Source organism: Actinosynnema pretiosum, from assembly GCF_024171695.1.
Taxonomy (GTDB): domain Bacteria; phylum Actinomycetota; class Actinomycetes; order Mycobacteriales; family Pseudonocardiaceae; genus Actinosynnema; species Actinosynnema pretiosum.
In genome coordinates this window covers 371,728-396,689 of the sequence record NZ_JAMTCF010000003.1, presented here as the reverse complement: position 1 = coordinate 396,689, position 24,962 = coordinate 371,728, and the positions used below count along the sequence as shown (strand labels likewise).

Annotated in this window: 20 protein-coding genes and 1 tRNA gene; 5 read left to right on the top strand and 16 right to left on the bottom strand. The window is 71.4% G+C overall.

Annotation, left to right across the window (positions count from 1 at the left end):
- Window positions 1–112: 112 nt before the first annotated feature.
- The 7 genes from LV78_RS08180 to LV78_RS08150 form a co-directional block, all read right to left on the bottom strand.
- On the bottom strand, window positions 113–544 hold the full coding sequence (locus LV78_RS08180) for a heat shock protein transcriptional repressor HspR (protein WP_253844103.1): 432 nt from the start codon (window positions 542–544) through the stop codon (window positions 113–115).
- A complete protein-coding gene (gene dnaJ / locus LV78_RS08175) occupies window positions 541–1,731 on the bottom strand; it encodes a molecular chaperone DnaJ (protein WP_253844102.1) in 1,191 nt (396 codons plus the stop codon). The genes LV78_RS08180 and dnaJ overlap by 4 nt, the downstream gene beginning before the upstream one ends.
- 20 nt (window positions 1,732–1,751) lie before the next feature.
- On the bottom strand, window positions 1,752–2,408 hold the full coding sequence (gene grpE / locus LV78_RS08170; RefSeq protein WP_253844101.1) for a nucleotide exchange factor GrpE: 657 nt from the start codon (window positions 2,406–2,408) through the stop codon (window positions 1,752–1,754).
- A complete protein-coding gene (gene dnaK, locus LV78_RS08165; protein WP_253844100.1) occupies window positions 2,405–4,264 on the bottom strand; it encodes a molecular chaperone DnaK in 1,860 nt (619 codons plus the stop codon). The genes grpE and dnaK overlap by 4 nt, the downstream gene beginning before the upstream one ends.
- A 211-nt stretch (window positions 4,265–4,475) precedes the next feature.
- Window positions 4,476–5,282, bottom strand: a complete 807-nt coding sequence (locus LV78_RS08160) for a DUF4097 family beta strand repeat-containing protein (RefSeq protein ID WP_253844099.1) — start codon at window positions 5,280–5,282, stop codon at window positions 4,476–4,478.
- 98 nt (window positions 5,283–5,380) lie between these two features.
- On the bottom strand, window positions 5,381–5,956 hold the full coding sequence (locus LV78_RS08155) for a hypothetical protein (RefSeq protein ID WP_253844098.1): 576 nt from the start codon (window positions 5,954–5,956) through the stop codon (window positions 5,381–5,383).
- Between the two features lie 136 nt (window positions 5,957–6,092).
- On the bottom strand, window positions 6,093–6,422 hold the full coding sequence (locus tag LV78_RS08150; protein ID WP_253844097.1) for a DMT family transporter: 330 nt from the start codon (window positions 6,420–6,422) through the stop codon (window positions 6,093–6,095).
- A 156-nt stretch (window positions 6,423–6,578) separates the two neighbouring features.
- Here LV78_RS08150 and LV78_RS08145 point away from each other — a divergent pair, with 156 nt between their 5' ends.
- Window positions 6,579–8,855, top strand: coding sequence for a (Fe-S)-binding protein (locus LV78_RS08145; RefSeq protein ID WP_253844096.1), 2,277 nt, complete (start codon window positions 6,579–6,581; stop codon window positions 8,853–8,855).
- Between the two features lie 76 nt (window positions 8,856–8,931).
- Here the strand turns inward: LV78_RS08145 and LV78_RS08140 are convergent, their stop codons facing one another.
- The 6 genes from LV78_RS08140 to dcd all read right to left on the bottom strand — a co-directional run bounded on the left by LV78_RS08140 (window position 8,932) and on the right by dcd (window position 15,104).
- Window positions 8,932–9,312 (bottom strand): phage holin family protein, encoded by a 381-nt coding sequence (locus LV78_RS08140; RefSeq protein WP_253844095.1) that lies wholly within the window; start codon window positions 9,310–9,312, stop codon window positions 8,932–8,934.
- A gap of 34 nt (window positions 9,313–9,346) precedes the next feature.
- Window positions 9,347–10,543 carry a hypothetical protein gene (locus LV78_RS08135; protein WP_253844094.1) on the bottom strand — a complete coding sequence of 399 codons (1,197 nt, stop codon included), beginning with the start codon at window positions 10,541–10,543 and terminating at the stop codon, window positions 9,347–9,349.
- Window positions 10,544–10,772: 229 nt separating this feature from the next.
- Window positions 10,773–11,615 (bottom strand): SdrD B-like domain-containing protein, encoded by an 843-nt coding sequence (locus LV78_RS08130; RefSeq protein WP_253844093.1) that lies wholly within the window; start codon window positions 11,613–11,615, stop codon window positions 10,773–10,775.
- Between the two features lie 182 nt (window positions 11,616–11,797).
- A complete protein-coding gene (locus tag LV78_RS08125) occupies window positions 11,798–12,868 on the bottom strand; it encodes an SdrD B-like domain-containing protein (RefSeq protein ID WP_253844092.1) in 1,071 nt (356 codons plus the stop codon).
- A gap of 235 nt (window positions 12,869–13,103) precedes the next feature.
- Window positions 13,104–14,231 carry an SdrD B-like domain-containing protein gene (locus LV78_RS08120; protein ID WP_253844091.1) on the bottom strand — a complete coding sequence of 376 codons (1,128 nt, stop codon included), beginning with the start codon at window positions 14,229–14,231 and terminating at the stop codon, window positions 13,104–13,106.
- 291 nt (window positions 14,232–14,522) lie between these two features.
- Window positions 14,523–15,104, bottom strand: coding sequence for a dCTP deaminase (gene dcd, locus LV78_RS08115; protein ID WP_253844090.1), 582 nt, complete (start codon window positions 15,102–15,104; stop codon window positions 14,523–14,525).
- Between the two features lie 39 nt (window positions 15,105–15,143).
- Between dcd and LV78_RS08110 the strand changes: the two genes are divergently transcribed.
- Window positions 15,144–15,214 (top strand) — tRNA-Gly (locus LV78_RS08110).
- Window positions 15,215–15,867: 653 nt separating this feature from the next.
- Window positions 15,868–16,596, top strand: coding sequence for a hypothetical protein (locus LV78_RS08105; protein ID WP_253844089.1), 729 nt, complete (start codon window positions 15,868–15,870; stop codon window positions 16,594–16,596).
- 51 nt (window positions 16,597–16,647) lie between these two features.
- On the opposite strand, the gene LV78_RS08100 is transcribed toward LV78_RS08105, so the two are convergent.
- On the bottom strand, window positions 16,648–18,222 hold the full coding sequence (locus LV78_RS08100; RefSeq protein WP_253844088.1) for a sodium:solute symporter family protein: 1,575 nt from the start codon (window positions 18,220–18,222) through the stop codon (window positions 16,648–16,650).
- Between the two features lie 248 nt (window positions 18,223–18,470).
- Between LV78_RS08100 and LV78_RS08095 the strand changes: the two genes are divergently transcribed.
- Window positions 18,471–19,175, top strand: coding sequence for a response regulator transcription factor (locus LV78_RS08095; protein ID WP_015805634.1), 705 nt, complete (start codon window positions 18,471–18,473; stop codon window positions 19,173–19,175).
- A gap of 248 nt (window positions 19,176–19,423) precedes the next feature.
- Window positions 19,424–21,262, top strand: a complete 1,839-nt coding sequence (locus tag LV78_RS08090) for an acyl-CoA dehydrogenase (protein WP_253844337.1) — start codon at window positions 19,424–19,426, stop codon at window positions 21,260–21,262.
- 108 nt (window positions 21,263–21,370) lie between these two features.
- Here LV78_RS08090 and LV78_RS08085 read toward each other — a convergent pair whose 3' ends face one another.
- Both LV78_RS08085 and LV78_RS08080 read right to left on the bottom strand, forming a co-directional pair.
- Window positions 21,371–22,156 carry a DUF1206 domain-containing protein gene (locus tag LV78_RS08085; RefSeq protein WP_253844087.1) on the bottom strand — a complete coding sequence of 262 codons (786 nt, stop codon included), beginning with the start codon at window positions 22,154–22,156 and terminating at the stop codon, window positions 21,371–21,373.
- 99 nt (window positions 22,157–22,255) lie between these two features.
- On the bottom strand, window positions 22,256–24,889 hold the full coding sequence (locus LV78_RS08080; RefSeq protein WP_253844086.1) for a VanW family protein: 2,634 nt from the start codon (window positions 24,887–24,889) through the stop codon (window positions 22,256–22,258).
- Between the last annotated feature and the right edge of the window lie 73 nt (window positions 24,890–24,962).

Sequence of the window (24,962 nt, the reverse complement as noted above, 5' to 3'; positions counted from 1 at the left end):
CGCTGCGCTCGCCCCGCAGCCCGCGAAGCGGTCATCCCGGTGCGTGCAGAAAGGCCCGGAGCGGGTGGCTCCGGGCCTTTCTGGTGTGGTGCGGGGTTCCCCGGCCGCAGGGTTAGCGGCGGCGTTGTTGGGGCTTCCAGACGACCAGGGCCGTCTCGTGGCGGACCGGGACCAGGTCCCTGCGGTACGAGGCGTGCACCGTTGCCGCTGCTGCCTCTGCCGCCGCCATCGCGTTCGACAGCTGTTCGGTCAGGTCCGCCACCTTGGCGCGGAGCGCGCCTACCTCGTTCTCCAGGTCGATGATCCGCTTGATGCCCGCGAGGTTGACGCCGTCCTCCTGGGAGAGGCGCTGGACCTCGCGCAGCAGCACGATGTCCCGCATGGAGTACCTGCGTCCGCCGCCCGTCGTGCGGCCTGGTGAGACCAGGCCCATCCGGTCGTAGCTGCGCAGCGTCTGGGCGTGCAGCCCGGACAGCTGGGCGGCCACCGAGATCACGAAGAACGGTGTGTCCTCGTCGGTGCCGGGCGGGAACGGGAAGGTCATGTCGACTTGCCCCTCTCCAGCAGCAGCGCGTTCAACTCGGCCCTGGGGTCGTGCTGGGACGTGGTCTTCGCGTACGCCTCCAGGGCGTCGCGGGACTTGGCGTCCGTGTTGTTGGGCACGGCCACCTGCAGCGTGATCAGCAGGTCGCCGACCTTGCCGTCGCGCCGCGCGATGCCCTTGCCCTTCGCCCGCATGACCCGGCCGCTGTTCGTGCCGGCGGGCACCTTCACTGTCACCTTGCCCTCCAGCGTCGGCACGGTCAACGACGTGCCGAGCGCCAGCTCCGGGAAGGTCACCGGGACGGTCAGGGTCACGTCGTTGCCCGAGCGGCCGAAGATCGGGTGCGGGTTGACGTGGACTCGGACGAACAGGTCGCCGGTCGGGCCGCCGTTGCGGCCCGGCTCGCCCTGGTTCGCCAGGCGGATGCGCTGGCCGTCGTCGACGCCCGACGGGATGCGGATGGTCAGCGTCCGGGTCCTGGTGCTGATCCCGTCGCCGCCGCACTCCTGGCACGGGTCGTCCACGATGCGGCCGGTGCCCCGGCAGTCCTGGCAGGGCTCCGAGAACGCGAACGCGCCCTGGCTGCGGGTGACCAGGCCCGCACCGCCGCAGTTCCCGCAGGTGCGGGGCGTGGTGCCGGGCTTGGCCCCGGAGCCGGAGCAGGTCGCGCAGGCCGCCGGGCTGGACAGCCGCAGCGGCACGGTCGCGCCCTTGACCGCCTCGGTGAAGTCGATCCGGACGTCGGTCTCGACGTCCTCGCCGCGCCGGGGGCGGTTGGCCCCGGTCGCCGCGCCGCCGCCGCCCCTGCGGTTGAACAGGCCGCCGAGCAGGTCGCCGAGCCCGCCGCCACCGCCCATGCCGCCCTGGGCGCCCGCGGCGCCCCGGCCGAACAGGTCGCCGACGTCGAACCCGCCGCCGCCGCCGAAGCCGCCGGGGAAGCCCCCGCCGCCCGCGAACAGGCGGCGGGCCTCGTCGTACTGCTTCCGCTTCGCCGAGTCCGAGAGGACGCCGTAGGCCTCGGACACGGACTTGAACCGCGCCTCGGCCTTGGCGTCACCGGGGTTGGCGTCGGGGTGCAGCTCCCGCGCCAACTTCCGGTACGACTTCTTGATCTCGTCCGCGGAGGCGTCCGAGGAGACGCCCAGCTCGCGGTAGAAGTCCTTCTCGATCCAGTCCCTCGCACTCACCGGACGCCGCCCCCTCTCCGTCAGTCCTGCTGTTCGGCCTCGGCCTGCTCCGGCTGCGCGGGAGCGGGCTCGTAATCGGTGACCACGACCATCGCGGGCCGCAGCACGCGGTCCGCGAAGCGGTAGCCGCGGCGGAACACGGCGGTCACGGTCGGACCGGGCACGTCCGGGGAGGTGCTGTGCTGCACCGCCTCGTGCACGGCCGGGTCGAACGCCTCCCCGGCCTCGCCGAAGCCCTCCAGGCCGGTCGCGGTCAGCGCGGCGACCAGCTTGTCGGCCACCGCCTTGAACGCGCCGGTCAGGTCGCCGTGCTGGCCCGCGCGCTCGACGTCGTCGAGCACGCCGAGCAGGTCGCCGACGACCTTCGCCTTCGCGGTGGCGACCACGACCTCCCGGTCGCGCTCGACGCGCTTGCGGTAGTTCGCGTACTCGGCGGTCAGCCGCTGCAGGTCGGCGGTCCGCTCGTCGAGCTGGGCCTTCAGCTCGGCGGCGGGGTCGACCTCGGCGACGCCCTCGGGCTCGGGGGCGGCGTGCTTGCCGCCCCCGCTCCCGGCGGGAGAGGTGGTGTCGGCGGCCGACTCGGCGCGGATCTCCCCGGTCTCGGGGTCGATCCGGCGCAGGTCCGGCTGCTCCTCGGTGCTCACGTCTTCCGGCTGCTGCTGGTCGGCGCTCGTCACTTCTTCTCGTCCTCGTCGACGATCTCGGCGTCGACCACGTCGTCGGCCTTGGCGCCGGGCTTCGCGCCGCCCTCGGCGCCGGGCGCGGAACCCGCGGCGGCGTCGGTGGGCGCGGCGCCCGCGTACATGGCCTGGCCGATGGCCTGCGACTCGGTGGCGAGCTTCTCCACGGCGGCGCGGACCTTGGCGATGTCGGTGCCCTTGAGCGCCTCGCTGGTCTCGGCGATGGCCGCGCGGACCTTCTCCTGGACCTCGGCCGGGATCTTGTCCTCGTTCTCCTTGACGACCTTCTCGGTCTGGTAGACCAGGGTCTCGGCCTGGTTGCGGACCTCGGCCTCGTCGCGGCGGCGCTTGTCCTCCTCGGCGTGCGCCTCGGCGTCCTTGATCATCTGCTCGATGTCGTCCTTCGGCAGCGCCGAGCCGCCGGTGATCGTCATCCGCTGCTCCTTGCCCGTGCCCATGTCCTTGGCGGACACGTGCACGATGCCGTTCGCGTCGATGTCGAAGGTGACCTCGATCTGCGGGACGCCGCGCGGGGCGGGCGGGAGGCCGGTCAGCTCGAACATGCCGAGCTTCTTGTTGTCGGCCGCGAAGTCGCGCTCGCCCTGGAAGACCTGGATCTGCACGGACGGCTGGTTGTCGTCGGCCGTCGTGAAGATCTCGGAGCGCTTGGTCGGGATCGTCGTGTTGCGCTCGATGAGCTTGGTCATCACGCCGCCCTTGGTCTCGATGCCCAGGGACAGCGGGGTGACGTCGAGCAGCAGGACGTCCTTGACCTCGCCGCGCAGCACGCCGGCCTGCAGGGCGGCGCCGACGGCGACGACCTCGTCCGGGTTCACGCCCTTGTTGGGCTCGCGGCCACCGGTCAGCTCCTTGACGAGCTCGCTGACGGCGGGCATGCGGGTGGAGCCGCCGACCAGGACCACGTGGTCGATGTCGCCGACGCTGATGCCCGCGTCCTTGATCACGTTGGTGAACGGCGCGCGGGTGCGCTCCAGCAGGTCGTTCGTGATGCGCTGGAACTCGGCGCGGGAGAGCGTCTCGTCCAGGAACAGCGGGTTCTTGTCCGAGTCGACCGTGATGTACGGCAGGTTGATGGAGGCGCTGTTCGAGCTGGACAGCTCGATCTTCGCCTTCTCCGCGGCCTCGCGGATGCGCTGCAGCGCCATCTTGTCCTTGGTCAGGTCGATGCCGTTCGCCTGCTTGAACCGCTCGACCAGCCAGTCGACGACGCGCTGGTCCCAGTCGTCGCCGCCGAGGTGGTTGTCGCCGGAGGTCGCCCGGACCTCGACCACGCCGTCGCCCAGCTCCAGCAGGGAGACGTCGAAGGTGCCGCCACCGAGGTCGAAGACCAGGATGGTCTGCTCCTTCTCGCCCTTGTCCAGGCCGTAGGCCAGGGCGGCGGAGGTGGGCTCGTTGACGATGCGCAGGACGTTCAGGCCCGCGATCTGCCCGGCCTCCTTGGTGGCCTGGCGCTGCGAGTCCTCGAAGTAGGCCGGGACGGTGATCACCGCGTCGGTGATCTCCTCGCCCAGGTACGCCTCGGCGTCCCGCTTGAGCTTCATCAGCACGCGGGCGCTGATCTCCTGCGGGGTGTACTTCTTGCCGTCGACCTCGTCGGTCGTCCACGTGGTGCCGATGTGGCGCTTGACGGACCGGATCGTCCGGTCGACGTTGGTCACCGCCTGGTTCTTGGCGGGCTGACCGGTGAGGACCTCGCCGTTCTTGGCGAAGGCCACGATGGACGGGGTGGTGCGCGACCCCTCGGAGTTGGCGATCACCGTCGGCTCGCCGCCCTCCAGGACCGCGACGACGGAGTTGGTCGTCCCCAGGTCGATGCCGACCGCTCGCGCCATGAATTCCTCCAGGTGGTGCGTCTGTTTGCGCCCTTTGTTGAGCGAAGCTGGCTCAAGTTTGCCAGGCGGACCGGCCTTGAGTCCACCCGACTCAACCTTTCTGACTGTCACAACGGGCGGGCGGGCGGCCGTGTTCCCGGTTCGGGAGGGTGATCCGGCGCACAGGGGACCCGTTCACCCGGCGGTGAACGGGTCCGGTCGCGCCTGGGGGTCAGACCCGCCCGAGGACCATGTTCCCGCTGTCCGTGCGCAGGAAGAGCTCGTACGCGGCATCCCGGTCGTTCACCACGCCCGTGATGTCGACCTTGCCGCTGTCGGTCTCCGTGACCACTTTGTACGCGCCGGCCGGAACCCGCACGGTGAGCTGCCCGCTGTCGGTCCTCGCGCGCACGGACGCGGGCTCGGCCAGCGCCAGCTCGACGTGACCCGATCCGGTGGTGACGGTCACCGGGCCCTTGGTCATGCCGGTGGCGCGCAGGTCCCCTGAGTCGAGCCGCACGTCCAGCGGGCCGCCCGCGCCGGTGATGGAGGCGTTGCTGGAGTTGCCCCTGAGCGAGACGCCCTCGACGACCTCGTTGAGGACGACGGTCCCCGAGTCGACCTCCAGGTCCACCGACAGCGCCCCCTCGGCGGACACGTCGCCGCCGTCGCTCTCGCCGGTGATCCGGGCCCGCTCGGGCAGCACCAGGTCGTAGGTGGCGGTGCAGTGCAGGCCGCAGCCCTCCAGGACGAGCGTCTCGCCCTCGACGCGGTGGCTGGTGGCGGGGGTCTTCGCCTCGTGGCGGGAGTAGCGCAGCGAGCGGGTCAGCACGGCCTCGGCGCCGGGGCGGTGCCGGAACACCACGTCGCCGTCGCTCTGCGCCAGGCGCACCTCGGTCACCGGCCTGCCCAGCCCGTACCGGTCGGTGGCCTCCTTCCAGACCAGCCGCACGCACGACGTGGTCCCGGCGACCAGCACCACCGCGAGCACCGCCGCGAACGCCCTGCGCGCGCCGCGGGCCCGCCCCTCGCTCCCCATGCGGTCAACGCTAGGCGCACGGGCGGTGCGCGGGCACCGGGGGAACCCCCGGTTGACGGGTGGGGGTAGCCCCACCGGGTGGCGTGCCCGCCGGGGGCTCAGGCCAGCGCCTCCACGATCGTGCGCAGCGCGGGCGCCGAGCGCGCCGGGTCGTCCAGGAACCACTCCGAGGCGATCACGTGCGACCCCGTCATGCGCTCCCACACCAGCCCCTGAACCGGGACCACCGTGATCACCAGCCGGAACGGCCGCACGGGCCGTCCCAGCCTGGTCTCCACGCCGCGCACCACCTCGCCGACGGGCAGCGCCGCGTGCCTGCCCCTGCGGGAGCGCCGGTGGTGGTAGTCGCCGACCAGGCCCTGCAGCGAGCGCAGCGCGCCGCGCAGCGCGGGCCGCTGGGCCAGCGAGCGGCTGTCCGGGTCGGCGGGCGAGGTGCCGTGGCGGTCGGCCCTGGCGTGGTCGAGCACGTCGGCCCACCAGCCGAGCCACTCCTGCGCGGCGCCCGCCCGGTCGACGCCGCGCGGCACCACGACGGGCACGGCGGGGTCGAGGCCCGGCAGCTCGGGGACGGTGTCCACGGACAGCGCGAGCGTGTCGCGCACGAACAGCGCGGTCGTCACGGTGTGGTTGCTCCCGTGCGACACCTGCCACGACTCCCGCCCGGTGAACCCCATGCCGACATTGTCCGGTGGTCGTGTCCGGTTCGGGGTTCTCCCGAGGCATCGGAAGGGACACGGCTTCGGCTCGCCCACCCCGGCGGGCACGGCCCGCTTCGGCTCCCCGGAGCGGCGCGCGGGGGGCGGCGCGCGGTCAGGAGTCGGACGAGCTGCCCAGCTCGATCGCGACCACGCCCGCGATCACGAGCAGCAGCCCGACGACCATCGTGGCGTTGATCCGCTCGCCGAACAGCACGACGCCCACCGCCGCGACGGCCGCGATGCCGAACGCGCACCAGATCGCGTAGGCGACGCCGAGCGGCATCCCCAGCTTGAGGACCTGGCTGAGCGCGCCGAACGCGATGGCGTAGGCGATCACCACGACGACCGAGGGGACCGGCTTGGTGAACCCGGCGGAGAGCTTCAGCGAGACGGTGGCGGTGACCTCTGCGACGATCGCCAGCGCCAGCAGGAGGTAGACCACGGGAAGCCTCCGGGAGCGGGTCGGGGGACGCCTGCGAGTCTAGGCGTCGCGACCGGGCGGTCCCGGCTGCGCGGGGAGCCTTCGCCAAGTGGTTACTGACCAGTAATCCAGCGTAGGCTCCCACGGAGGAAACCGGACTAGAAAGGCCGCGACCACATGGGAGCCCTCCAGCTCACCCTCGGCGCCATCGGCGTCGCCGCCAGCGCGTACGCCTGGGGAATCTTCGTGGCGGGCGTGGTCCGGATGGTGCGGATCATCCGGCTCGGCCAGCCCGACGCCACCCGCAACGGCCCGGTCTGGCCGAGGCTGCGCACCCTGGTGGTGGAGTTCGTCGCGCACACCAGGATGGCCAAGCTGCGCAAGGTCGCCCCGTGGCACTGGATGGTGATGTGGGGCTTCCTGATCGGCTCCGCGGTGCTGTTCGAGGCCTACGGCGAGGTCTTCTACCCCGGCTTCCACTGGCCGGTGATCGGCACCTGGTCCGCGTGGGCGCTGCTGATCGAGCTGCTGGGCATCGGCACCGTCGTGGGCGGCGTCGCGCTCGCGGTGATCAGGCAGCTGAACCACCCGCGCCGCGCCGACCGGGTCTCCCGGTTCGCGGGCTCCGACTTCAAGGCCGCGTACTTCGTCGAGGCCGTCGTGATCGTCGAGGGCCTGGGCATCCTGGGCGTGAAGGCGTTCAAGCAGGCCTCCGGCCTGGAGGACCCGCCGCTGTGGTCGTCCTTCGTGACCGCGCCGCTGAGCGAGCTGCTGCCCGCGAGCCCCGACTGGGTGTCGGTCATGGCGTTCGTGAAGCTGGTGACGGCGCTGATCTGGCTGGCCGTCGTGGCGAAGAACCTGACGATGGGCGTGGCCTGGCACCGGTTCAGCGCGTTCTTCAACATCTACTTCAAGCGCGAGGACGACGGCGGGGTCGCGCTGGGCGCGCTGCGGCCGATGATGAGCGGCGGCAAGGTGCTCGACCTGGAGGAGGCCGACCCGGACACCGACGTGTTCGGCGTGGGCAAGGTCGAGGACTTCACCTGGAAGGGCTGGCTGGACTTCAGCACCTGCACCGAGTGCGGTCGCTGCCAGTCCCAGTGCCCCGCGTGGAACACCGGCAAGCCGCTGTCCCCCAAGCTGATGATCACCGAGCTGCGCGACCACGCGTACGCGAAGGCCCCCTACCTGCTGGCCGGTGGCCGCCGCGACATGGCGGGCGACGAGGTCGGGCTGGTCGAGGACAAGTACGAGGACTACAAGAAGCGCCTGGAGTCGATCGACGTCCTGGCGATGGCCGAGGCCGAGCGCCCGCTGGTGGGCGAGGCGGGCGAGCTGGGCGTCATCGACCCCGAGGTGCTGTGGTCCTGCACCACGTGCGGCGCGTGCGTCGAGCAGTGCCCGGTGGACATCGAGCACGTCGACCACATCGTCGACATGCGCCGCTACCAGGTGCTGATCGAGTCGAACTTCCCGTCCGAGCTGGGCGGCATGTTCAAGAACCTGGAGAACAAGGGCAACCCGTGGGGCCAGAACGCCAAGGACCGCTTGGCGTGGGCCGACGACCTGGACTTCGAGGTCCCGGTGTTCGACGGCGAGCTGGGTGACGCGGAGTACCTGTTCTGGGTGGGCTGCGCGGGCGCGTTCGAGGACCGGGCGAAGAAGACCACCCGCGCGGTCGCGGAGCTGCTGCACACGGCGGGCGTGAAGTACACGGTGCTCGGCCCGGAGGAGAGCTGCACCGGCGACCCGGCGCGGCGCGCGGGCAACGAGTTCCTGTTCCAGATGCTGGCGCAGCAGAACGTCGAGGTGCTCAACAGCGTCTTCGAGGGCCGCGAGGCCGGGCGCCGCAAGGTCGTGGTGACCTGCGCGCACTGCTTCAACACGCTCGCCAACGAGTACCCGCAGGTGGGCGGCCAGTACGAGGTCGTGCACCACACGCAGCTGCTGAACCGGCTGGTGCGGGAGCGGCGGCTGGTGCCGGTGGCCGAGATCGCCGAGGACGTCACGTACCACGACCCGTGCTACATCGGGCGGCACAACAAGATCTATGAGGCGCCGCGCGAGCTGATCGGGGCCTCGGGCGCGAAGCTGCGCGAGATGCCGCGCAACTCCGACAAGGCCATGTGCTGCGGCGCCGGTGGCGCGCGCATGTGGATGGAGGAGCGGATCGGCAAGCGGATCAACCTGGACCGGGTGGACGAGGCGCTGGGCACCGCGCCGTCGAAGATCGCGACGGGCTGCCCGTTCTGCCGGGTCATGCTGACCGACGGGGTGACCGCGCGGCAGAACGAGAAGGTCGTGGGCGGCGGCGTCGAGGTGGTGGACGTGGCGCAGCTGCTGCTGACCGCCGTGCGGCGCGGGCAGGAGCTGGAGCGGGCGGACGTGCCGACCGACGAGTCGTCGACCGGGACGCCGCTGCCGGACGGCGACAAGGCCGCGACGAAGGACTGATCGGCGGGAACGCGCGGAGGGCCCCGTCGTCCGGGTTCGGACGGCGGGGCCCTCCGGCGTTCGCGGGGGCTTCGGGTCAGTCCTGCTCGACGGCCCGCTCGTAGACCAGGTTCAGCAGCCAGCTCGCCAGCGCCACGATGATCGCGCCGAAGAACGCGGGCCAGAAGCCGGTCACCTGGAACGGCAGGCCCAGCTCGCCCGCGACCCAGCCGGTCAGCCAGAACATCAGGGCGTTCACCACCAGGCCGATCAGGCCGAGGGTTAGCAGGTAGAACAGGCAGCCGAGGAACTTCACCACCGGCTTGACCACCGCGTTGACCAGGCCGAACACCACGGCCACCCCCAGCAGGGTGCCGATCTTCGCCGGGGTCGACCCGCCCTCCAGGTCGATGCCGGGGATCAGGGTCGACACCCAGACCGCCACGGCCGTCAGCAGTACCTGCGCCAGAATGCCCATGCCGCAGGGTAACCGCGAGGCTCCTCCGAACGGGTCAGGCGCGGCGGCGGCGGGTGCGGGTGGCGCGGTGCAGGACGAGACCCGCGAGCAGCAGGGTGAGGCCGGTCACCAGCGGCCAGAACGGGGCGGCGCCGGTCCTGGCCAGCTGCTTCGGGGCGCCGCCGACCGGGGGCGCGGTCGTCGTGGGGGTCGTCGAGCTGCCGGGCGCGCTCGTGGTGGTGCTGGACGGCGGGGTGCTGGACGGCGGGGCGGTGACGGAGAGCGCCAGCTCGGCGGTGTTGTCGCTCGGGTCGCCGTCGCCGAACGTGGTCCCCGGCGCGAGGACGACCCGGAAGCCGGTGATCGTCGGGTCGGTCAGCGCGTAGCGGAGCTTCGCGGTCGTGGTGGCGCCCGGCTCCAGCGGCGCGGTCAGCGCGAAGCCGTCGCCCTCGGCCACGACGCCCTCGCCGGTGGACAGCAGCTTCGCCTTCGGCCGGTCGACGGTGAAGCGCACGCCGTCCGCCGCCTCGCCGGAGTTGGTGACGGGGACGGACAGCTCGACCTCGTCGCCGACGGCGCGGGCGCCCGGCTTCTCGGGGCCGAGCTTGAGCGCCCCGAGCGCGAGGTCGGCACGCGGCGCGAAGTACGGGGTGTCCACGTGGACCTGCGCGCCCTTGCCGACGAACAGCTTCGTGGTGACGGCGGAGGGCAGCAGGCCCTGGGCGCGCAGGTCGGCGAGCGCCAGCTCGTGGTCGCCCTCGGGGACGTCCTCGATGCGGTACGAGCCGGTGGCGGTGAGGCCGCCGAGCCGGTGCACGGGCTGGAGCTCGCGCTCGCCCGCGTCCCGCACGCCGTCCCGGTCCGCGTCGACGAACGCCGAGCCGGTGACGACGCCGCCCCGGATGCCGAAGTCGAGCGTCGCGCCGCCGGTGCGGAACACCGAAGAGGGCGTGGTGGTCGCGTAGCGGTCGGTGTTGGCGTTGTAGATCGCCAGCGGGGTGCCGGAGGGCAGGCCGGTCGCGCGGTAGCGGCCGTTCGCGTCGGTGCCGTACTCGCCGATGTGCTCCTTGGTGGCGGCGTTGAAGACGCGGATGCCCTTGCCCGAGGCGAGGGCGGGCTCACCTGCGTCGACGACGCCGTTGCCGTTCCGGTCGAACCAGATGAGGCCTTCGAGGACCTCGCCGTCCTGGGCCAGGGCGGTGCCACCGCCGAGGAGCATCAGCACCGCGGTGACCGCGACCAGCTTCTTCACCTGGAGTCCCCCGTGGGAAAGGAAGTGTCGTGCGACGACACCCCGTCGTCGTGGGAGGGGCTCCGGGCGTTTCCGCGATCTGGATCACACCCCGGTCCTCCCCCGCACCGCTGCGGACGCGGGAACGCCGGGTGGCGCTCCGCTCGCCACCCGGCGTTCCGGGACCGCGCCCCGGTTCGGCGGGGCGCGGTGGGGGAAACCCGCGCCGGGAGGGCGCGGGAATCCGGGGTCAGGATTCTTCGGAATCGCCCTGCGCGCCGAGGGTGATGCTGGTGCTGTTGTTCTCGGCGCGCTTGTCGGAAGCGCCGAAATCGCCGGGCAGGACTTCCAGGGTGATCTCCCCCCTGCTCAGCGGGGCGGTCACCCGGAACCGCGCGCCGAGGTGCTGGACCTCGCGCCGGGCGCGGGTGTCGGTGAACGCGCCGACGATCTCCCCGCGCGCCGAGCGATCCGCCAGGTGCGGCATCACGCCGACGCCCACCAGCGGCGCCAACTGCTCGGGGAAGGTGAGCCGGGCGCCGAACCGGTCGTCCAGGTCGCCCCGGTAGGACGCGCCGCCGACGACCGTCACGATCTCTCCGGGCTCGTAGCGGTCCTTCTTCGGGGAGATCACCAGCGTGGTCGCGTAGTAGTCGTTCGCTCCCCTGGCGAACCCGGCGTCGACCGAGGTCAGGTGCGGTTCGGCGGCGGTGATCTCGATCTTCGCGAGACCGTTCGCGCCGCTGACCTCCGAGTCCCCGCCCCCACGGGTCCAGGTCTGGCCGTCGTCCTCGCGGTTGGGCGTGCGCAGCTCGTAGTCGCCCGCCGGGAGGCCGGCGAAGCGGTACGCGCCGTCCACGTCGGTGTTGGTGCTCCGCTCGACGCCGGTCGCCGCGTCCCGCAGGAACACCGGCTGGCCGGAGATCCCGTACTCGTCCTCGCCCCTGCGACCGTCCGCGTCGAGGTCGTTCCAGACGACCCCGGACGCGGAACCGCCGACCCCCTCGTCGGCGTTCGCGAACCCGGTGGTGAGAACCGGGAGAATCGCGGCGAGGGCGAGCGCCGCGACGATGAGCTTGCGGGTTCTGCGCATTTCCTGGTCCCCCACGGACAGGCATTTCGTGACGTGGGGAAGACGTTCCCTCTGGCGCTCGGGTTGCCCGTTCCCGACGTTTTTCGGTAACGAGCCGACAACGTTCGGTGAACCCGCCCGCGACGCGCGGAGGGGCCGGGCCACGACCGGTGTCGCGGCACGGCCCCTCCGGGGTCGGGCGGTCAGTCCGCGCGCCCGGCGCGGCGGCGGGTCAGGCTCACCGCGAAGGCCGCGCCGCCGCCGACGAGCAGCACGGCGCCGAGCGCGAGCGGGCCCGCGGGCGAGACCCCGGTGTCGGCGAGCGCCGCCTGCTGCTCCTCCTCCTCGTGCGCGACCGGCATGTAGACGTTCCTGGCGCCGCTCGCGGACGGGGTGCTGCTGGGCGCGGCGGCCTCGGGGGCGGGCGCGCCACCGGGCTTCCCGGCGCCCGCGCGCGCCGGGGTCGCGGCGGCGCCGCCTGCCACGACCGGCTCGCCGGTGGCGGTGATGGGGAGCGCCTGGGCGTTGTTGGCCGGGTTGACGTCGGTGGCGCCGTGCCGCAGGGGCAGGGCCTCCACCCGGACCTCGGCGGCGCTGAAGGGCGCGTCGACCCGGAACTCGTAACCGATGAACTCGATCAGGCCGGGGGACCGGTCGTCCTGGAACATGCCGGTGACCTCGTGCGGGCCGTCGGCCTTCCCGCTCGCGGGCATCCCGCCGACGCGGGTGAGCTTGGTCAGCCCGGCGGGCACGGTGAGGCGGGCGCCGAAGCCGTCCGGCAGGGGCCCCTCGTAGTAGGTGCTGCCGATGATCTTCACGGTCTCGCCGACCTCGTAGGAGTCCTTGGCGGGCTCGAAGAGGAGCTGCGAGACGGCGTAGTCGTTGCCCGTGGGGGCGAACCCGCCGTCGAGGCCCGTCACCGAGGGGCGCTCCTCGGTCAGGGTGACGGTGGCGGACGCGGCGACGGCGCCGGGCGTGAAGTCGGAGCCGCCGCCCACCGGGCTCCAGGTCTGGCCCTGCGCGGTGCGGTTCGGGAGGGAGAGGGTGTGCGCGCCGAGCGCGAGCCCCCGGAACGAGTAGCTGCCGTCGGCGGCGGTGGTCGTGGTCAGACCGCCCAGCACGACGCTCTGGCCGGAGATCCCCCTCTCCCAGTGGTTCAGCACGCCGTCGCTGTTCTTGTCGTTCCAGATGACCCCGGAGATCGCCCCCTCGCTCTTCTCCGGGATCTCCTCCTGGGCGTTGGCGACACCGCTCAGGAAAAGCGGTGAGACCACGGACGCGACGAGAACTGCGGCTACTTTCTCACGAGTGCTGCGCATTTCTTCTTCCCCCAGTTTTACCGCTCGGCCGTGCTGATCCACTGCCCTTGGAGGACGTCGCCCGGCACGCCGGGGTTGCTCCGCTCCGCGCACGACCGGTAACAAAACGACAACGCGGGAAGGGGGTCGCGGATACGTCTGCCGCACCGCGACCGAGGTCACGGTGCGGCAGTCCGAACCGGGGTGGCGATCAGGCCTTGGCGCGGCGGCGGCGGCTCAGGCCGAAGGCCGCGACACCGGCGGTCAGCAGGGCGCCCGCCAGCGCGATCAGGCCCACCGGGGACGCGCCGGTGGAGGCGAGCGAGCCGGTGGCCTGCGCGACCGGGGTCGCGGTGGGGGTGGAGGTGGAGGTGCTGGTCGCGGCGCTGGAGCCGCTGGTCGGGGCCGGGCTGGTGACATCGCCGACCGGCTGGTCGACCGGACCGGTGGCCGGGTCGGTGGTGGGCGCGGGCGCGACCGGGGCCGCGACGGCGGTGAGCGAGACGGTCGTGGTGTTGTTGGCCGGGTCGGGGTCGGTGACGCCGAAGTGGCCGGGCAGGACCTCCAGGGTGATCCGGCCCGCGTCGATCGGCTGGTCGATCCGGAACCGGGCGCCCGTGGAGCCGATCTCACCGGTGCGGGACGCCTCGGACATCATGCCCTCCAGCACGGTGGCGGGCTCAGCCTCGGCGAGGGTGCTGTACATGTCGCCGAGGCGGTTCAGCTTGGTCAGCCCCTTGGGCAGGGTCAGCCTGGCGCCGAGCAGGTCCGCGTGCGGCCCCTCGTAGTGGACGCCGCCGACGATCTCCACGACGTCACCGACCTGGTAGGTCTCCTTGCTCGGGCTCAGCGTGATCCGGGAGGCCCGGTAGTCGTTGGAGCCACCGGTGAAACCGGCGTTGACGCGGTTGATGTCCTTGAACTGCTCGTCGATCGTGAAGGGGGACCCCATCCGGCCGTACGACCTGAACCGCGAGTCGCCGCCGGTGGCGGTGAAGGTCTGCCCGTGCTCCAGGCGGTTGGCCATCTCCACCTCGTACAGGGCGTGCGGCAGGTTCTCGAAGCGGTAGGAGCCGTCGGCGGCCGTGGTGGTGACGACCGGGACGCCGGGGGCGGGCACCGCGGGGTCGTAGTAGAGCAGGGTGACCTGGTGGCCCGCGATGCCCGGCTCACCCGCGTCGATCAGGCCGTTGCTGTTGGTGTCCTGCCACACCAGCCCGGAGACGGAGCCATCGCCGGTCGGGATGGCGTCCTGGGCGGTGGCGACGCCGGTCAGGAACAGCGGGGCGATCGCGGAGCAGACGAGAGCGGCGGCGAGGTGCTTGCGGGTGGCGCGCATTTCTGATTCCCCCGGGAAGTTTCGTTCTTGTTCTTTGCCGTGCTGCTTGGGACATCCAGAAGACGCCTGCACCCCGGCCGGGTTGCGCCGGTTTCGACGAGTTGGGTAACGGAATGACAACGCTGGAAATGACCTTGAAAATGACGGAAGCCGCACCACGAAAATGATCGTGGTGCGGCTTCCGGGAATTCTTCTCAGCGGTGGGCCACAGGATAGGACGCGCTTGCAGGGGGTGGGTTGCGCAGTCGCGCGCCGGGTTCGGCAACGAAACGGCAACGCCCCCGCGCGTCGTCAGCGGCGGGTGTCGGTGCGGCGGAAGTTCAGGTGCGCGCGCGACGGCGTCGGCCCGCGCTGGCCCTGGTACCGGCTGCCCGCCTCGCGCGAGCCGTAGGGGAACTCGGCGGCGCTGCTGAGCCGGAACAGGCACAGCTGGCCGATCTTCATGCCCGGCCACAGCGTGATGGGCAGGTTCGCGACGTTCGACAGCTCCAGGGTGATGTGCCCGGTGAAGCCGGGGTCGATGAACCCCGCCGTGGAGTGCGTGAGCAGTCCGAGGCGCCCGAGGGAGGACTTGCCCTCCAGCCTGCCCGCCAGGTCGTCCGGCAGGGTCACCTGCTCGTAGGTGGAGCCGAGCACGAACTCGCCGGGGTGCAGGACGAACGGGTCGTCGCCCTCGGTCTCGACGAGCGAGGTGAGGTCGTCCTGCTGGATCGCCGGGTCGATGTGGGTGTAGCGGGTGTTGTTGAAGACCCGGAAGAACCGGTCGAGCCGCACGTCGATGCTGGAGGGCTGGACGAGGGAGTCGTCGAACGGCTCGACCACGAGCCGCCCGGACTCGACTTCTCCGCGCAGATCGCGGTCACTGAGCAACACGCTTGACAGGGTATGTGTATGATCGGAGCCGCACCGCAAGCGGGTGTAGTTCATTGGTAGAACGACAGCTTCCCAAGCTGTAGAGGCGGGTTCGATTCCCGTCACCCGCTCAGAAGCGAAAGGCCCAGGTCAGAGCCTCCACGAGGTTCACCGCCTGGGCCTTTCGCGTGTTCGGCCCCGGTGGGTCGCGCCGGTCCCGGCAGGTCCCGCGAACCCGCTCCCCACCTGGCACGACGCGCGTTCGCCCCGGTCGCCGGGCATCGGGAGCGGGGCGCGACGCGCCCGGCGGGACGAACTACACGATCGAGTGAGGCGACCACCGGCGCCCGACCGGTTCGGCGCGGTTTCCGGCGGTCCGGGACGGCGGTTCGGCGCCCCTCGGCGTGGCGCGGGCCGGCCTCCGCGAGGCGTTGTGCGGCATTCCGAAGCGGGGCAGCAAGTGATCTTGGTCATTCTCCGGCCGGGCGCGCAGGTTGCGATCCCAAGCCTTCCGTCTAGGCGTTGCTGACAGTCTTAAAGTTGCAACCTGCACACGCAGGTTGTCGCATGAAGGTTGCGATCGAAGGCTTAGACGCGGGGGTCAGCGCGCGATCGAGCTGATATCAGCGAAAACGGCCTCAAAAACTACCCCCCTGGAGCAGCGTCCGCGCGATCCGCAACCCGAGCCGGGGCACACCACCCGAAGACGTGAAACTTCGGCTTCCCGAGGGGTTAAGCGGTCATAAGCGCAGGTGCAGATCAACTTAACCCCAGACTTACGGCCATGGGGGTTTACCGGTCCAAGCGGACGCGGAACAAGGTGCTGCTGATCAGCGCGCTGCCGATGACCTTCGGCCTGCTGGGGCTCATCCAGCCCTGGACCGACGAGTGGGTCGGGAGCGAGTCGCTCTACTACGCGGGCGCCCTCAACTTCGCGCTGGGCGTGGCCCTCTGCGCGATCGGGCTGTTCAGCAGGGTCGAGCTGACCGCGATGGGGTTCGTCCTCCACAGCAGCACGGGCCACAAGCACGAGCTGGCGCGGCAGGACGTCGCCGAGATCTGGCACGTCGACTGGAAGCCCTCGTTCATCTACGTGCGCGACCACTGGGGCCGGGTCTTCACGGTCAGGACCTCGGTGCACGACGTGGAGTACGCCCGCCACCTCGTCCAGGTGATGCGCGACCACCAGCGGCAGGGCCAGCCGGAGATGCCGCCCGCCAGGTCCGGCTCGCACCCCGGCTCGGTCCCCGCGATGCGACCGGTGTCGCACCCCGGCTCCGTGCCCGCGATGCGGCCCGTGGCGCATCCGGGCTCAGTGCCGTCGATGCAGCCGGTGTCGCACCCCGGCTCGATCCCCGCGATGCGGCCGGTGTCGCACCCCGGTTCCGTGCCGTCCATGCGGCCCGTGGCGCACCCCGGCCTGCCTTCTCCCACGCCTCCCGCGAACCAGGCCCCCGCCCCCGAGGGGCGGGCCACCGGGTCCGCGCCGTCCCCGGCTCAGCCCACCACCTGAGCACCGGGATGACCGGCGCCGCCGCGCGGGAGCGGGCGGCGCCGGTCTCCGTCACTCCTTCTCGTTCCGGCTGTCGGCGTCGCGCCCGGTCCGGGTCCGGGTCTCGGCGTCGACCGCCACCGGCAGCGCCTCGCCGGTCGCCGCGTCCGTGCGCAGCGACTCCACCAGCGCCTCGCGCTCGGGCGACGGCTGCGGCTTGAGGAAGCCGATCGTCAGGTAGAGCACCAGGGACAGCACGAGCGGCCAGGAGACGATCACGCCCTGGGTCACCCACTCGGCCTTCTCGAACTGCTGCTGCCAGTACAGGAACACCCACGTGCCGAGGCCGCCGATCACGGACGCCTTCGCCGCGAGCGGCCCGATCCTGCGGAACGGCGGCAGCAGCCCGAGCATCAGCGGGATCGCGATCGGGCCCATCGTGGCCGCCACCAGCGCGATCACGATCTTGAGCACGAACCCCTTGGTGTCCGCCGTCAGCGCGATCGTCATGGAGAACCCGATGAAGACGAACGTGGTGAACCTGGCCAGCTTCAGCTGCGCGTCGGGGGAGAGCCCGGTGGCCCGCTTCCACAGCCTCGGCAGCATGTCGCGGGTGATCACGGCCGCGATCACGTTGGCGTCCGAGGACACCATCGCCATGGTGTGCGAGAAGAACCCGGCGAGCACCAGGCCGACCATGCCCGCCGGGAGCATCGCCTTGCCCATCTCGACGTAGGCCTGCTCGGCGTTGGCCTCCATGCCGGGCACGATCAGCGGCGCGGCCCACATCGGCAGGAACAGCACCAGCGGCCACACCAGCCACAGCACGGCGGACAGCAGGGCGGAGCGGCGGGCGGCGGCCCCGGACGGCGCGGCCATGTAGCGCTGCGCCAGGTTCCACATGCCGCCGTTGTACTCCAGCGTCTTGATCAGGAAGAGCGCCATGAAGAACACCAGGGTGTAGGGCCCGGTCAGCGGCTCGCTGTGCGAGGCGGGCAGCCGGTCCCACATGGTCCAGATGAAGTCGATCCCGCCGAAGTGGGCGGCGACCGCGACGAACATGGCGATGCCCGCGAGGCCCTGGATGACGAACTGCCCGAAGTCGGTGAGCGCGTCGGCCCACAGGCCGCCGAGCACCGAGTAGACCATGGTGACCACGCCGACGACGAGGATGCCGACCCACACGTCGACGCCCGCGAAGCCCTGGAGCAGCACGGCGACCGCGACCCACTTGGCCGCGATGTCGACGACCTTCAGCGCGGCGCCCGCCCAGGCCATGATCTGCTGGGTGGGCACGTCGTACCGGATGGCCAGGTACTCCAGCGGCGACTTGACCCCGTGCTTGGAGCGCAGGCGGTTCCACGCGGGCGCCCACAAGAACGCGCCGATGCCCACGCCGACGCCGATGGTCAGCGCCCACCAGATGTAGACGGTCAGCCCGAGCCGGTACGCCTCGGCGGCGAAGGCCACGAACATGACCGCGCTGTACCCGGACATGTGGTGCGAGATCCCGGAGAGCCACCAGGGCATCCGGCCGCCTGCGGTGAAGAAGTCGGCGATGGTGCTGATCCGCCCCCGCGACCAGACGCCGATCCCCACCATGACGAAGAAGTACCCGCCGACCACGACCCAGTCGAGGGTGTCCATCTGTCCTCCCTGCGTGCGCTGATGCCCGCGCGTGGGCAGCTCGGCTCGGGCGGCGGTTCCGGGCGGCTCCCACGCGGACGTGTGACGTAGGTCTTACGGAGGTGTTGCCGTGTGCGGTAGCCCACACCGGTCAAATGACTCACACTTGTGATCCTTGTTCACATACTTGATCAGTAGTCACGCAGAGTGAGTAAATCTTTCTTCGGGGAAACCGCGTCATATCGCGGGGTCCGCTGCGTCACAGGTCCATGGGAACCGGCGTCAACGGGCGCCCGCTGTCCGCGGCGGGCGCTGCTCGACTTGCCTCAGGACCGGGGGTCGCGCTCGTCGACCCCGTGCCGCTGCTCCGGGAGGGCCTGGCGGCGGTGGTCCGCCGGACGCCGGGGCTGAACTGGCTCGGCTCGACGGGGCACCTCAACTCGGCGGTGCGGCTGCACGAGCGGCTGCGGCCGGACGTGCTGCTGGTCGACTCGGTGCTCGACCCGCAGGGCCACCTGGCCTCGCTGCTGGTCGCGAGCGATCCGCAACTGGCGGTGGTCGCGCTCGTGCGCGAGCCGCACCGCACCCCGAAGTACGTGCGCGGCGCGCTCGCCGCGGGGGTGCGCGGCCTGGTGCCGCGCACCGCCGAGCCCGCCGAGGTGGTGGAGGCGATCCTGCGGGCGCACCGGGAGCGGGTGCACCTCGACCCGACGCTGGCGCCGCTGGCGGCGGGGTTCAGCCCCGGCGCGGACTCGGGCACCAGGCGGGCGCTGTCGCGGCGGGAGTACGAGGTGCTCCAGCTGATCGCGGACGGCCTGGAGAACCAGTCGGTGGCGGACGCGCTGTACGTGTCGGTGGAGACGGTGCGCACGCACGTGAAGAACATCCTGCGGAAGCTGCGGGCGCGGGACCGGACGCACGCGGTGTCGCTGGCGTACCAGGCCGGGCTGCTCAGCGGTCGGCTGGCGCCCTAGGCCGGGACCTGCGGTTCGCCGGGGGAGGCCCCTCGGCGCGGACCGGCGCCCGTTCGCGGGCGCCGGTCCCGGTCGTGCCAGGAGGACGTCCGCCGTCACGCGTCCGGTGGAACGGGAGGGGGCGCTCCGGCGTTCGGTCGACCACAACCGGGTGGCTGGCCTTGCCGAGGTTACTGACAGGTAATACCCTGCTTGTTACCGGTCAGTAAGGGGGATCAGGCCCCGACCTTGATGGAGTGAGCGACGAGATGGGTCACTACAAGAGCAACGTCCGAGACCTCGAATTCAACCTCTTCGAGGTCTTCAACGTGCAGGACCACCTCGGCACGGGGCCGTTCGAGCAGGCCGACGAGGAGACCGCGCGCGGCATCCTCACCGAGCTGAACAACCTCGCGGTCGGCCCGCTGGCCGACTCCTTCGCCGAGTCCGACCGCAACCCGCCGGTCTTCGACCCCAAGACCCACTCGGTGACCCTGCCCGAGTCGTTCCGGCAGTCCTACCGGGCGCTCTGGGACGGCGAGTGGTACCGGCTGTCGCTCCCGGAGGACCTCGGCGGCTTCGGCGTGCCCCCCTCGGTGCAGTGGGCGGCGTCCGAGCTGGTCCTGGGCGCGAACCCGTCCGCGTACATGTACATGGCGGGCCCCAACTTCGCCACGGTCGTGCACCGCAACGGCACCGAGGAGCAGCAGCGCTGGGCCCAGTTCATGATCGACGACGGCTGGGGCGCCACCATGGTGCTGACCGAGCCGGACGCCGGTTCGGACGTGGGCGCGGGCCGCACCAAGGCCGTGCGCCAGGAGGACGGCTCCTGGCACCTGGACGGCGTGAAGCGGTTCATCACCTCGGGTGACCAGGACCTGACCGAGAACATCATGCACCTGGTGCTGGCGCGCCCCGAGGGCCCCGGCATCGAGTCCCGGCCGGGCACCAAGGGCCTGTCGCTGTTCCTGGTGCCGAAGTTCCACTTCGACTCGGAGACCGGCAAGTCCACCGGCGAGCGCAACGGCGCCTTCGTCACCAACGTCGAGCACAAGATGGGCCTGAAGGCCTCCACCACCTGCGAGCTGACCTTCGGCCAGCACGGCGTGCCCGCCAAGGGCTGGCTGCTGGGCGAGGTGCACGACGGCATCGCGCAGATGTTCCAGGTCATCGAGTACGCCAGGATGATGGTCGGCACCAAGGCCATCGGCACCCTCTCGACCGGCTACCTGAACGCGCTGGCGTACGCCAAGGAGCGGGTGCAGAGCGCCGACCTGACCCGGATGACGGACAAGACCGCGCCGCGCGTCACCATCACCCACCACCCGGACGTGCGCCGCAGCCTGATGCTGCAGAAGGCCTACGCCGAGGGCCTGCGCGCGGTGTACCTGTACACCGCGACGTTCCAGGACAGGATCAAGCTGGGCGGCGAGGGCCAGGCGCTGGCCGAGAAGGTCAACGACCTGCTGCTGCCGGTGGTCAAGGGCGTCGGCTCCGAGCGGGCCTACGAGCAGCTCGCGCAGTCGCTCCAGACGCTGGGCGGGTCCGGCTTCCTGCAGGACTACCCGATCGAGCAGTACATCCGCGACTCGAAGATCGACTCGCTGTACGAGGGCACCACCGCGATCCAGTCGCTGGACTTCTTCTTCCGGAAGATCATCCGCGACAAGGGCCAGGCGCTCGCGCACATCAACGGCGAGATCCAGGCGTTCCTCGACGCCGAGGGCGGCAACGGCAGGCTCAAGGAGGAGCGGGCGCTGCTCAAGCAGGGCCTGGAGGACCTCCAGGGGATGCTCGGCGCGCTCGTCGGGTTCCTGACCTCCTCGCAGGAGGACGTGACCAACCTGTACAAGGTCGGCCAGAACTCGGTGCGGCTGCTCATGACCGCCGGTGACGTGCTGGTCGGCTGGCTGCTGCTGCGCCAGGCCGAGGTGGCGCTGACCAAGCTCGCCGGCGCGCCGTCCGCCAAGGACAAGGCGTTCTACGAGGGCAAGGTCGCGGTGGCGTCGTTCTTCGCCAAGACCGTGCTGCCCGAGCTGTCGGCGCGCCGCAAGTCCACCGAGAGCACCGACAACTCGCTGATGGACCTGGACGAGGCCGCGTTCTGACCGACGTCCCCGTGACGCGCGGGAGGGCGGCGCCCGACGTGGGTGCCGCCCTCCTCCGCGTTCCGGCCCGTCCCCTGCGCGGGCGGGCCCGCTCTCACGCGTGCGCGATCACTTGTGGGCCTTGGCCGCCGCGAAGCAGTAGCCGCCGTAGCCGACGAAGCCGAGCGCGATGACGATCAGCACGACGACGCCGTAGGGCTGGCCCGCGAGGGTGTGCAGCGCCTTGTCCATGCCGCCGGACTGGTTGGGGTCGGCGAAGATCGCGGCGAGCCCGACCAGGACGCCGATGGTCGCGATCGCGATGCCCTTGCCGATGAAGCCGACCTGGCCGAGCCGCTCGACGGTCTTCTGCGTGCCCTGGGGCAGCTCGGACATGTTCAGGTCGTCCTTGAAGGACTTCTTGACGCCCTTGCGGATCTGGTTGACCCCGACGCCGATGACCACCAGGGCGGCGATGCCGACGAGGAACTGCCCGCCGGGCATGGCCAGCACCTTGGCCGTGAGGGTCTGCTGCTGGGAGCCCGAGTCCGAGGACGAGCCGCCCACCGCGTAGGTGATGGCCGCGATGCCGATCGCGACGCCCGCGACCGCGCGGACGCCCGCCGAGATCCGGCGGAACAGGCGCTTGCGCTTCTCGGTGACCCAGCTGTAGCCGGAGGCGGCCAGCGCGGCCTGCCACACGGCGAACGCGAACAGGCCGATGGCCACGATCCACAGCAGCACGACGCCGAACGGCGCCTCGGCGATGGTCGCGACCGCGCCCTTCTGATCGGTCTGCTGGTCGGAGTCGCCGAGGACGACCTGGACGGTCAGCGCCGCCAGCAGGACGTGGACGATCCCGTAGCAGACCATGCCCGCCCGGCCGAGCAGTTGAACCGCCGGGTGTCTCCGCACCTCGTGAACGCTGTTAGCCACGACCGAGTGATACCCGGTCGTGGCTACAGCGAATCACCGAGCGTTGAGCGTGGTGCGTTCCGCGTGGTGCGTTCCGCGCTAGGCGGGCGGCGCCTCGCACACGATCTTCGGCGACGGGTCGTACTTGACGGTGCGGGTCTCGTTCCGCGACTGGCCGGTGCGCCGGTCCTTGATCGTGCGGGTGTCGGTGACCGTGAAGCCCTGGGCGCCCGCGCTCGCGACGCACGGCTGCGTGGACTTCTTGATCTCCTGCGGCTCGGTGTGGTTGGTCTTCTCACCCGTCGAGCCGGTGACGTCGTAGTTCTTGGTGCCCCAGAGGACGATCTTGATGGAGCTCGCGGTCCAGATGGTCTGGATCGCGACGCCCGTGTCGTCCGGGTTGGTGAACTTGATGTCGATCAGGCTGTTGCCCGCCGTGTCCATGAACACCGTGGCCTCGCGGCCCGCCGGGTACCGGGAGATCCAGTAGCTGTGCTCCTTGTGCCCGGCGTCCTTCATGCCCGCGTAGTAGTAGGCGTTGTAGAGCGTCGTGGCGAACTGCGAGATGCCGCCGCCGACCGCGCGGCCGGGGGCGCCGTTCTCGATGATGCCCGCGTCCACGTAGCCCTCCGCCTTGCCGCGCGGACCGGTGTAGCCGTTGAGGCTGAACGTCTCGCCCGGCTTCACGATCGCGCCGTTGACCTTCTCGGCCACCACGCGGATGTTCACGCCGGAGTCCTGGGCGAAGCCACCGGTCTGGAACTCGCCGATGACCTCCTTGATGCCCATCTTGTTCGCCTGCTCGGTGGTCACCTTGGCGGGCGTGTGCTTGTACTCCGCCTTGACCTCGCGCTTGTCGCCGCGCTTGAGCACGTCGATGAAGCCGTTCAGGGACTTGTCCCAGTCGACCCCGAGGCCGTCGACCGACTCCTTCACGGTGGGCTTGCCGCCGTCGAAGACGATCTCGGCGTCCTTGCCCTCCTTCTCGGTCTCCTTCAGCTGGGGACCGGCGGCCTCGATCACCTTGCCGTTGTCCACCTTGGCGTTCAGCGAGCCGTCGTCGGCGGGCTCGAACACCAGGACGGTGGCCAGGTTCTCCGGGGTCAGGGTGGCGTCCTTGCCCTCGCCCTTGATCACGACCGGGGAGGCGACCGCCGGGGTGGCGACCTCCTCCAGCGCCTTGGCGACGCCCTCCTCGGTGGTCTTCACCGGGGTGGTGGCGACCGGGAGCTCGACGCCGTTGCCGTTGGCCCAGCTGGACAGCAGCACCCGCGAGGCCTCGGGGACCTCCAGCTTCTGCCCCTGCTTCGGGTCGACGGCGACGGGCTTGGCGCCCTCGAAGCGGATCGTGCCCTCGGCCGGGTCGTGGTCGGTCGTGCCGCGCAGCCCCTCCAGGGCGGCCGTCACCTTGGCGTCGTCCGCCTTGGAGACGATGCCGACCTCGCGGCTGCTGAAGAACGAGGTGACCCTGGTGATCGGGGACAGCGGCTGGCTGCCCGCCTGGTCGAGCGTGGCGGCCCAGTCCAGTTCCAGCCCCGCGGCCTTCGGGTTCAGCTCGGTCTCGACGTCGCCCGCCGTGACCTTGATCGGCTTCTCCAGCCGGGGGCTGATCTCGTCGCGGAGCTTGCCCTCGGCGTCGGCGTGGCTCATACCGCCGACGTCGACGCCCGCGACCGTGACGCCGCGCGGGACGTTGCCGCTGGACACCGCGAGGTCGATGCCCCACAGCACCGCGAGCGCGCCCACGACGGACGCCGCGACCAGGCCGATCTTGCGGTTGCGCTTGCGCTTGTCGTCGGCCTCGGACGCCGGGGCGCCCCCGTCCGGCTGCTGCTCGACCATGTGGGGGCCGAACACCGTGGCCTCGGCCGGGTGCGCCGCGCCCTGGGGCGGGAACGTGCCGGGGCGCTGCCCCGGAGGCACGCTCATCCCACCCGGAGGGGTGCCCGGAGGCACGCTCATCCCACCCGGCGGGGTGCCCATCGGGATGCCCGCCGCCGGGGTCCCGGTGCGCGCGCCCGGCGGGATGGTCCCCCGACCGGGGTTCACGACGGTGGTGTCGCCGCTCCCCGTGACGGGCGCGAAGACCGCGGTCGCCTCGGTGGAGCCGGGGGGCGGCGCGGACTGGAACTTGCGCTGCCCCTCCGGGGTGACCGCCTGGGTGGCGTCCGCGCCGAGGTTCTTCGTCGCGTCCGCGCTCAGGTTCCGGGTGACCTCCTGGGAGCCGCCGGTCTGGGGACCACCGGCCTGCGGGGTCCCCTTCGGGGGCGTTCCGGTCTGGGCGCCCGTTCCCGGCGCGCCTGCTCCCTGCGCCCCTGCTCCCTGGGCCCCCGACCGCATCCACGGCGGGTCCTGCTCGCCACCGGTCTGCCCGGCGGCGTCCTCGCTCTCACTGCTGCTCTTCGTCGTCGCCTCGGCGGCGCCGCCCGGCGCACCCTCCGGGTTGAGCGCGCGCGTCACGTCGGCCTTGGGCTTGGCGCCCTCGGGGTCGAGCGCGCGCGTCACGTCGCTCGCGGGCTGCACGTTCTGCACGGTGGCCGCGGTGGACGCGTCCGACTCGGTGCTCGTGGCGGCGGTGGCGGCGTCGGGCTCCTCCGACGGCCAGCCCTGGTTCACCGCCGAGGCGGAGATGATCGTGGTGCGCTCCGAAGCAGTGCTCGACGGCGGGTGGGACGGCTTCTTCATGGCCGTGGTCCGCTCGGCGTCGTGCTCCGGTCGCTGGTTCTCCGGCACCGCTCCCCCTCTTGCTCTACCGCAAGGTCCTGGGACTGCTTACCCGACCGTCGTCACGCGGTGGTCACGTTCC

Bases quoted from the DNA above. Each gene is read 5' to 3' on its own strand.
- LV78_RS08130 (WP_253844093.1), bottom strand. From the start codon at position 11,615: ATGCGCAGAACCCGCAAGCTCATCGTCGCGGCGCTCGCCCTCGCCGCG.
- LV78_RS08105 (WP_253844089.1), top strand. From the start codon at position 15,868: ATGGGGGTTTACCGGTCCAAGCGGACGCGGAACAAGGTGCTGCTGATC.
- LV78_RS08090 (WP_253844337.1), top strand. From the start codon at position 19,424: ATGGGTCACTACAAGAGCAACGTCCGAGACCTCGAATTCAACCTCTTC.
- LV78_RS08160 (WP_253844099.1), bottom strand. From the start codon at position 5,282: ATGGGGAGCGAGGGGCGGGCCCGCGGCGCGCGCAGGGCGTTCGCGGCG.
- LV78_RS08145 (WP_253844096.1), top strand. From the start codon at position 6,579: ATGGGAGCCCTCCAGCTCACCCTCGGCGCCATCGGCGTCGCCGCCAGC.
- LV78_RS08120 (WP_253844091.1), bottom strand. From the start codon at position 14,231: ATGCGCGCCACCCGCAAGCACCTCGCCGCCGCTCTCGTCTGCTCCGCG.
- LV78_RS08140 (WP_253844095.1), bottom strand. From the start codon at position 9,312: ATGGGCATTCTGGCGCAGGTACTGCTGACGGCCGTGGCGGTCTGGGTG.
- LV78_RS08155 (WP_253844098.1), bottom strand. From the start codon at position 5,956: ATGGGGTTCACCGGGCGGGAGTCGTGGCAGGTGTCGCACGGGAGCAAC.
- LV78_RS08100 (WP_253844088.1), bottom strand. From the start codon at position 18,222: ATGGACACCCTCGACTGGGTCGTGGTCGGCGGGTACTTCTTCGTCATG.
- dnaK (WP_253844100.1), bottom strand. From the start codon at position 4,264: ATGGCGCGAGCGGTCGGCATCGACCTGGGGACGACCAACTCCGTCGTC.
- LV78_RS08095 (WP_015805634.1), top strand. From the start codon at position 18,471: ATGGGAACCGGCGTCAACGGGCGCCCGCTGTCCGCGGCGGGCGCTGCT.
- LV78_RS08180 (WP_253844103.1), bottom strand. From the start codon at position 544: ATGACCTTCCCGTTCCCGCCCGGCACCGACGAGGACACACCGTTCTTC.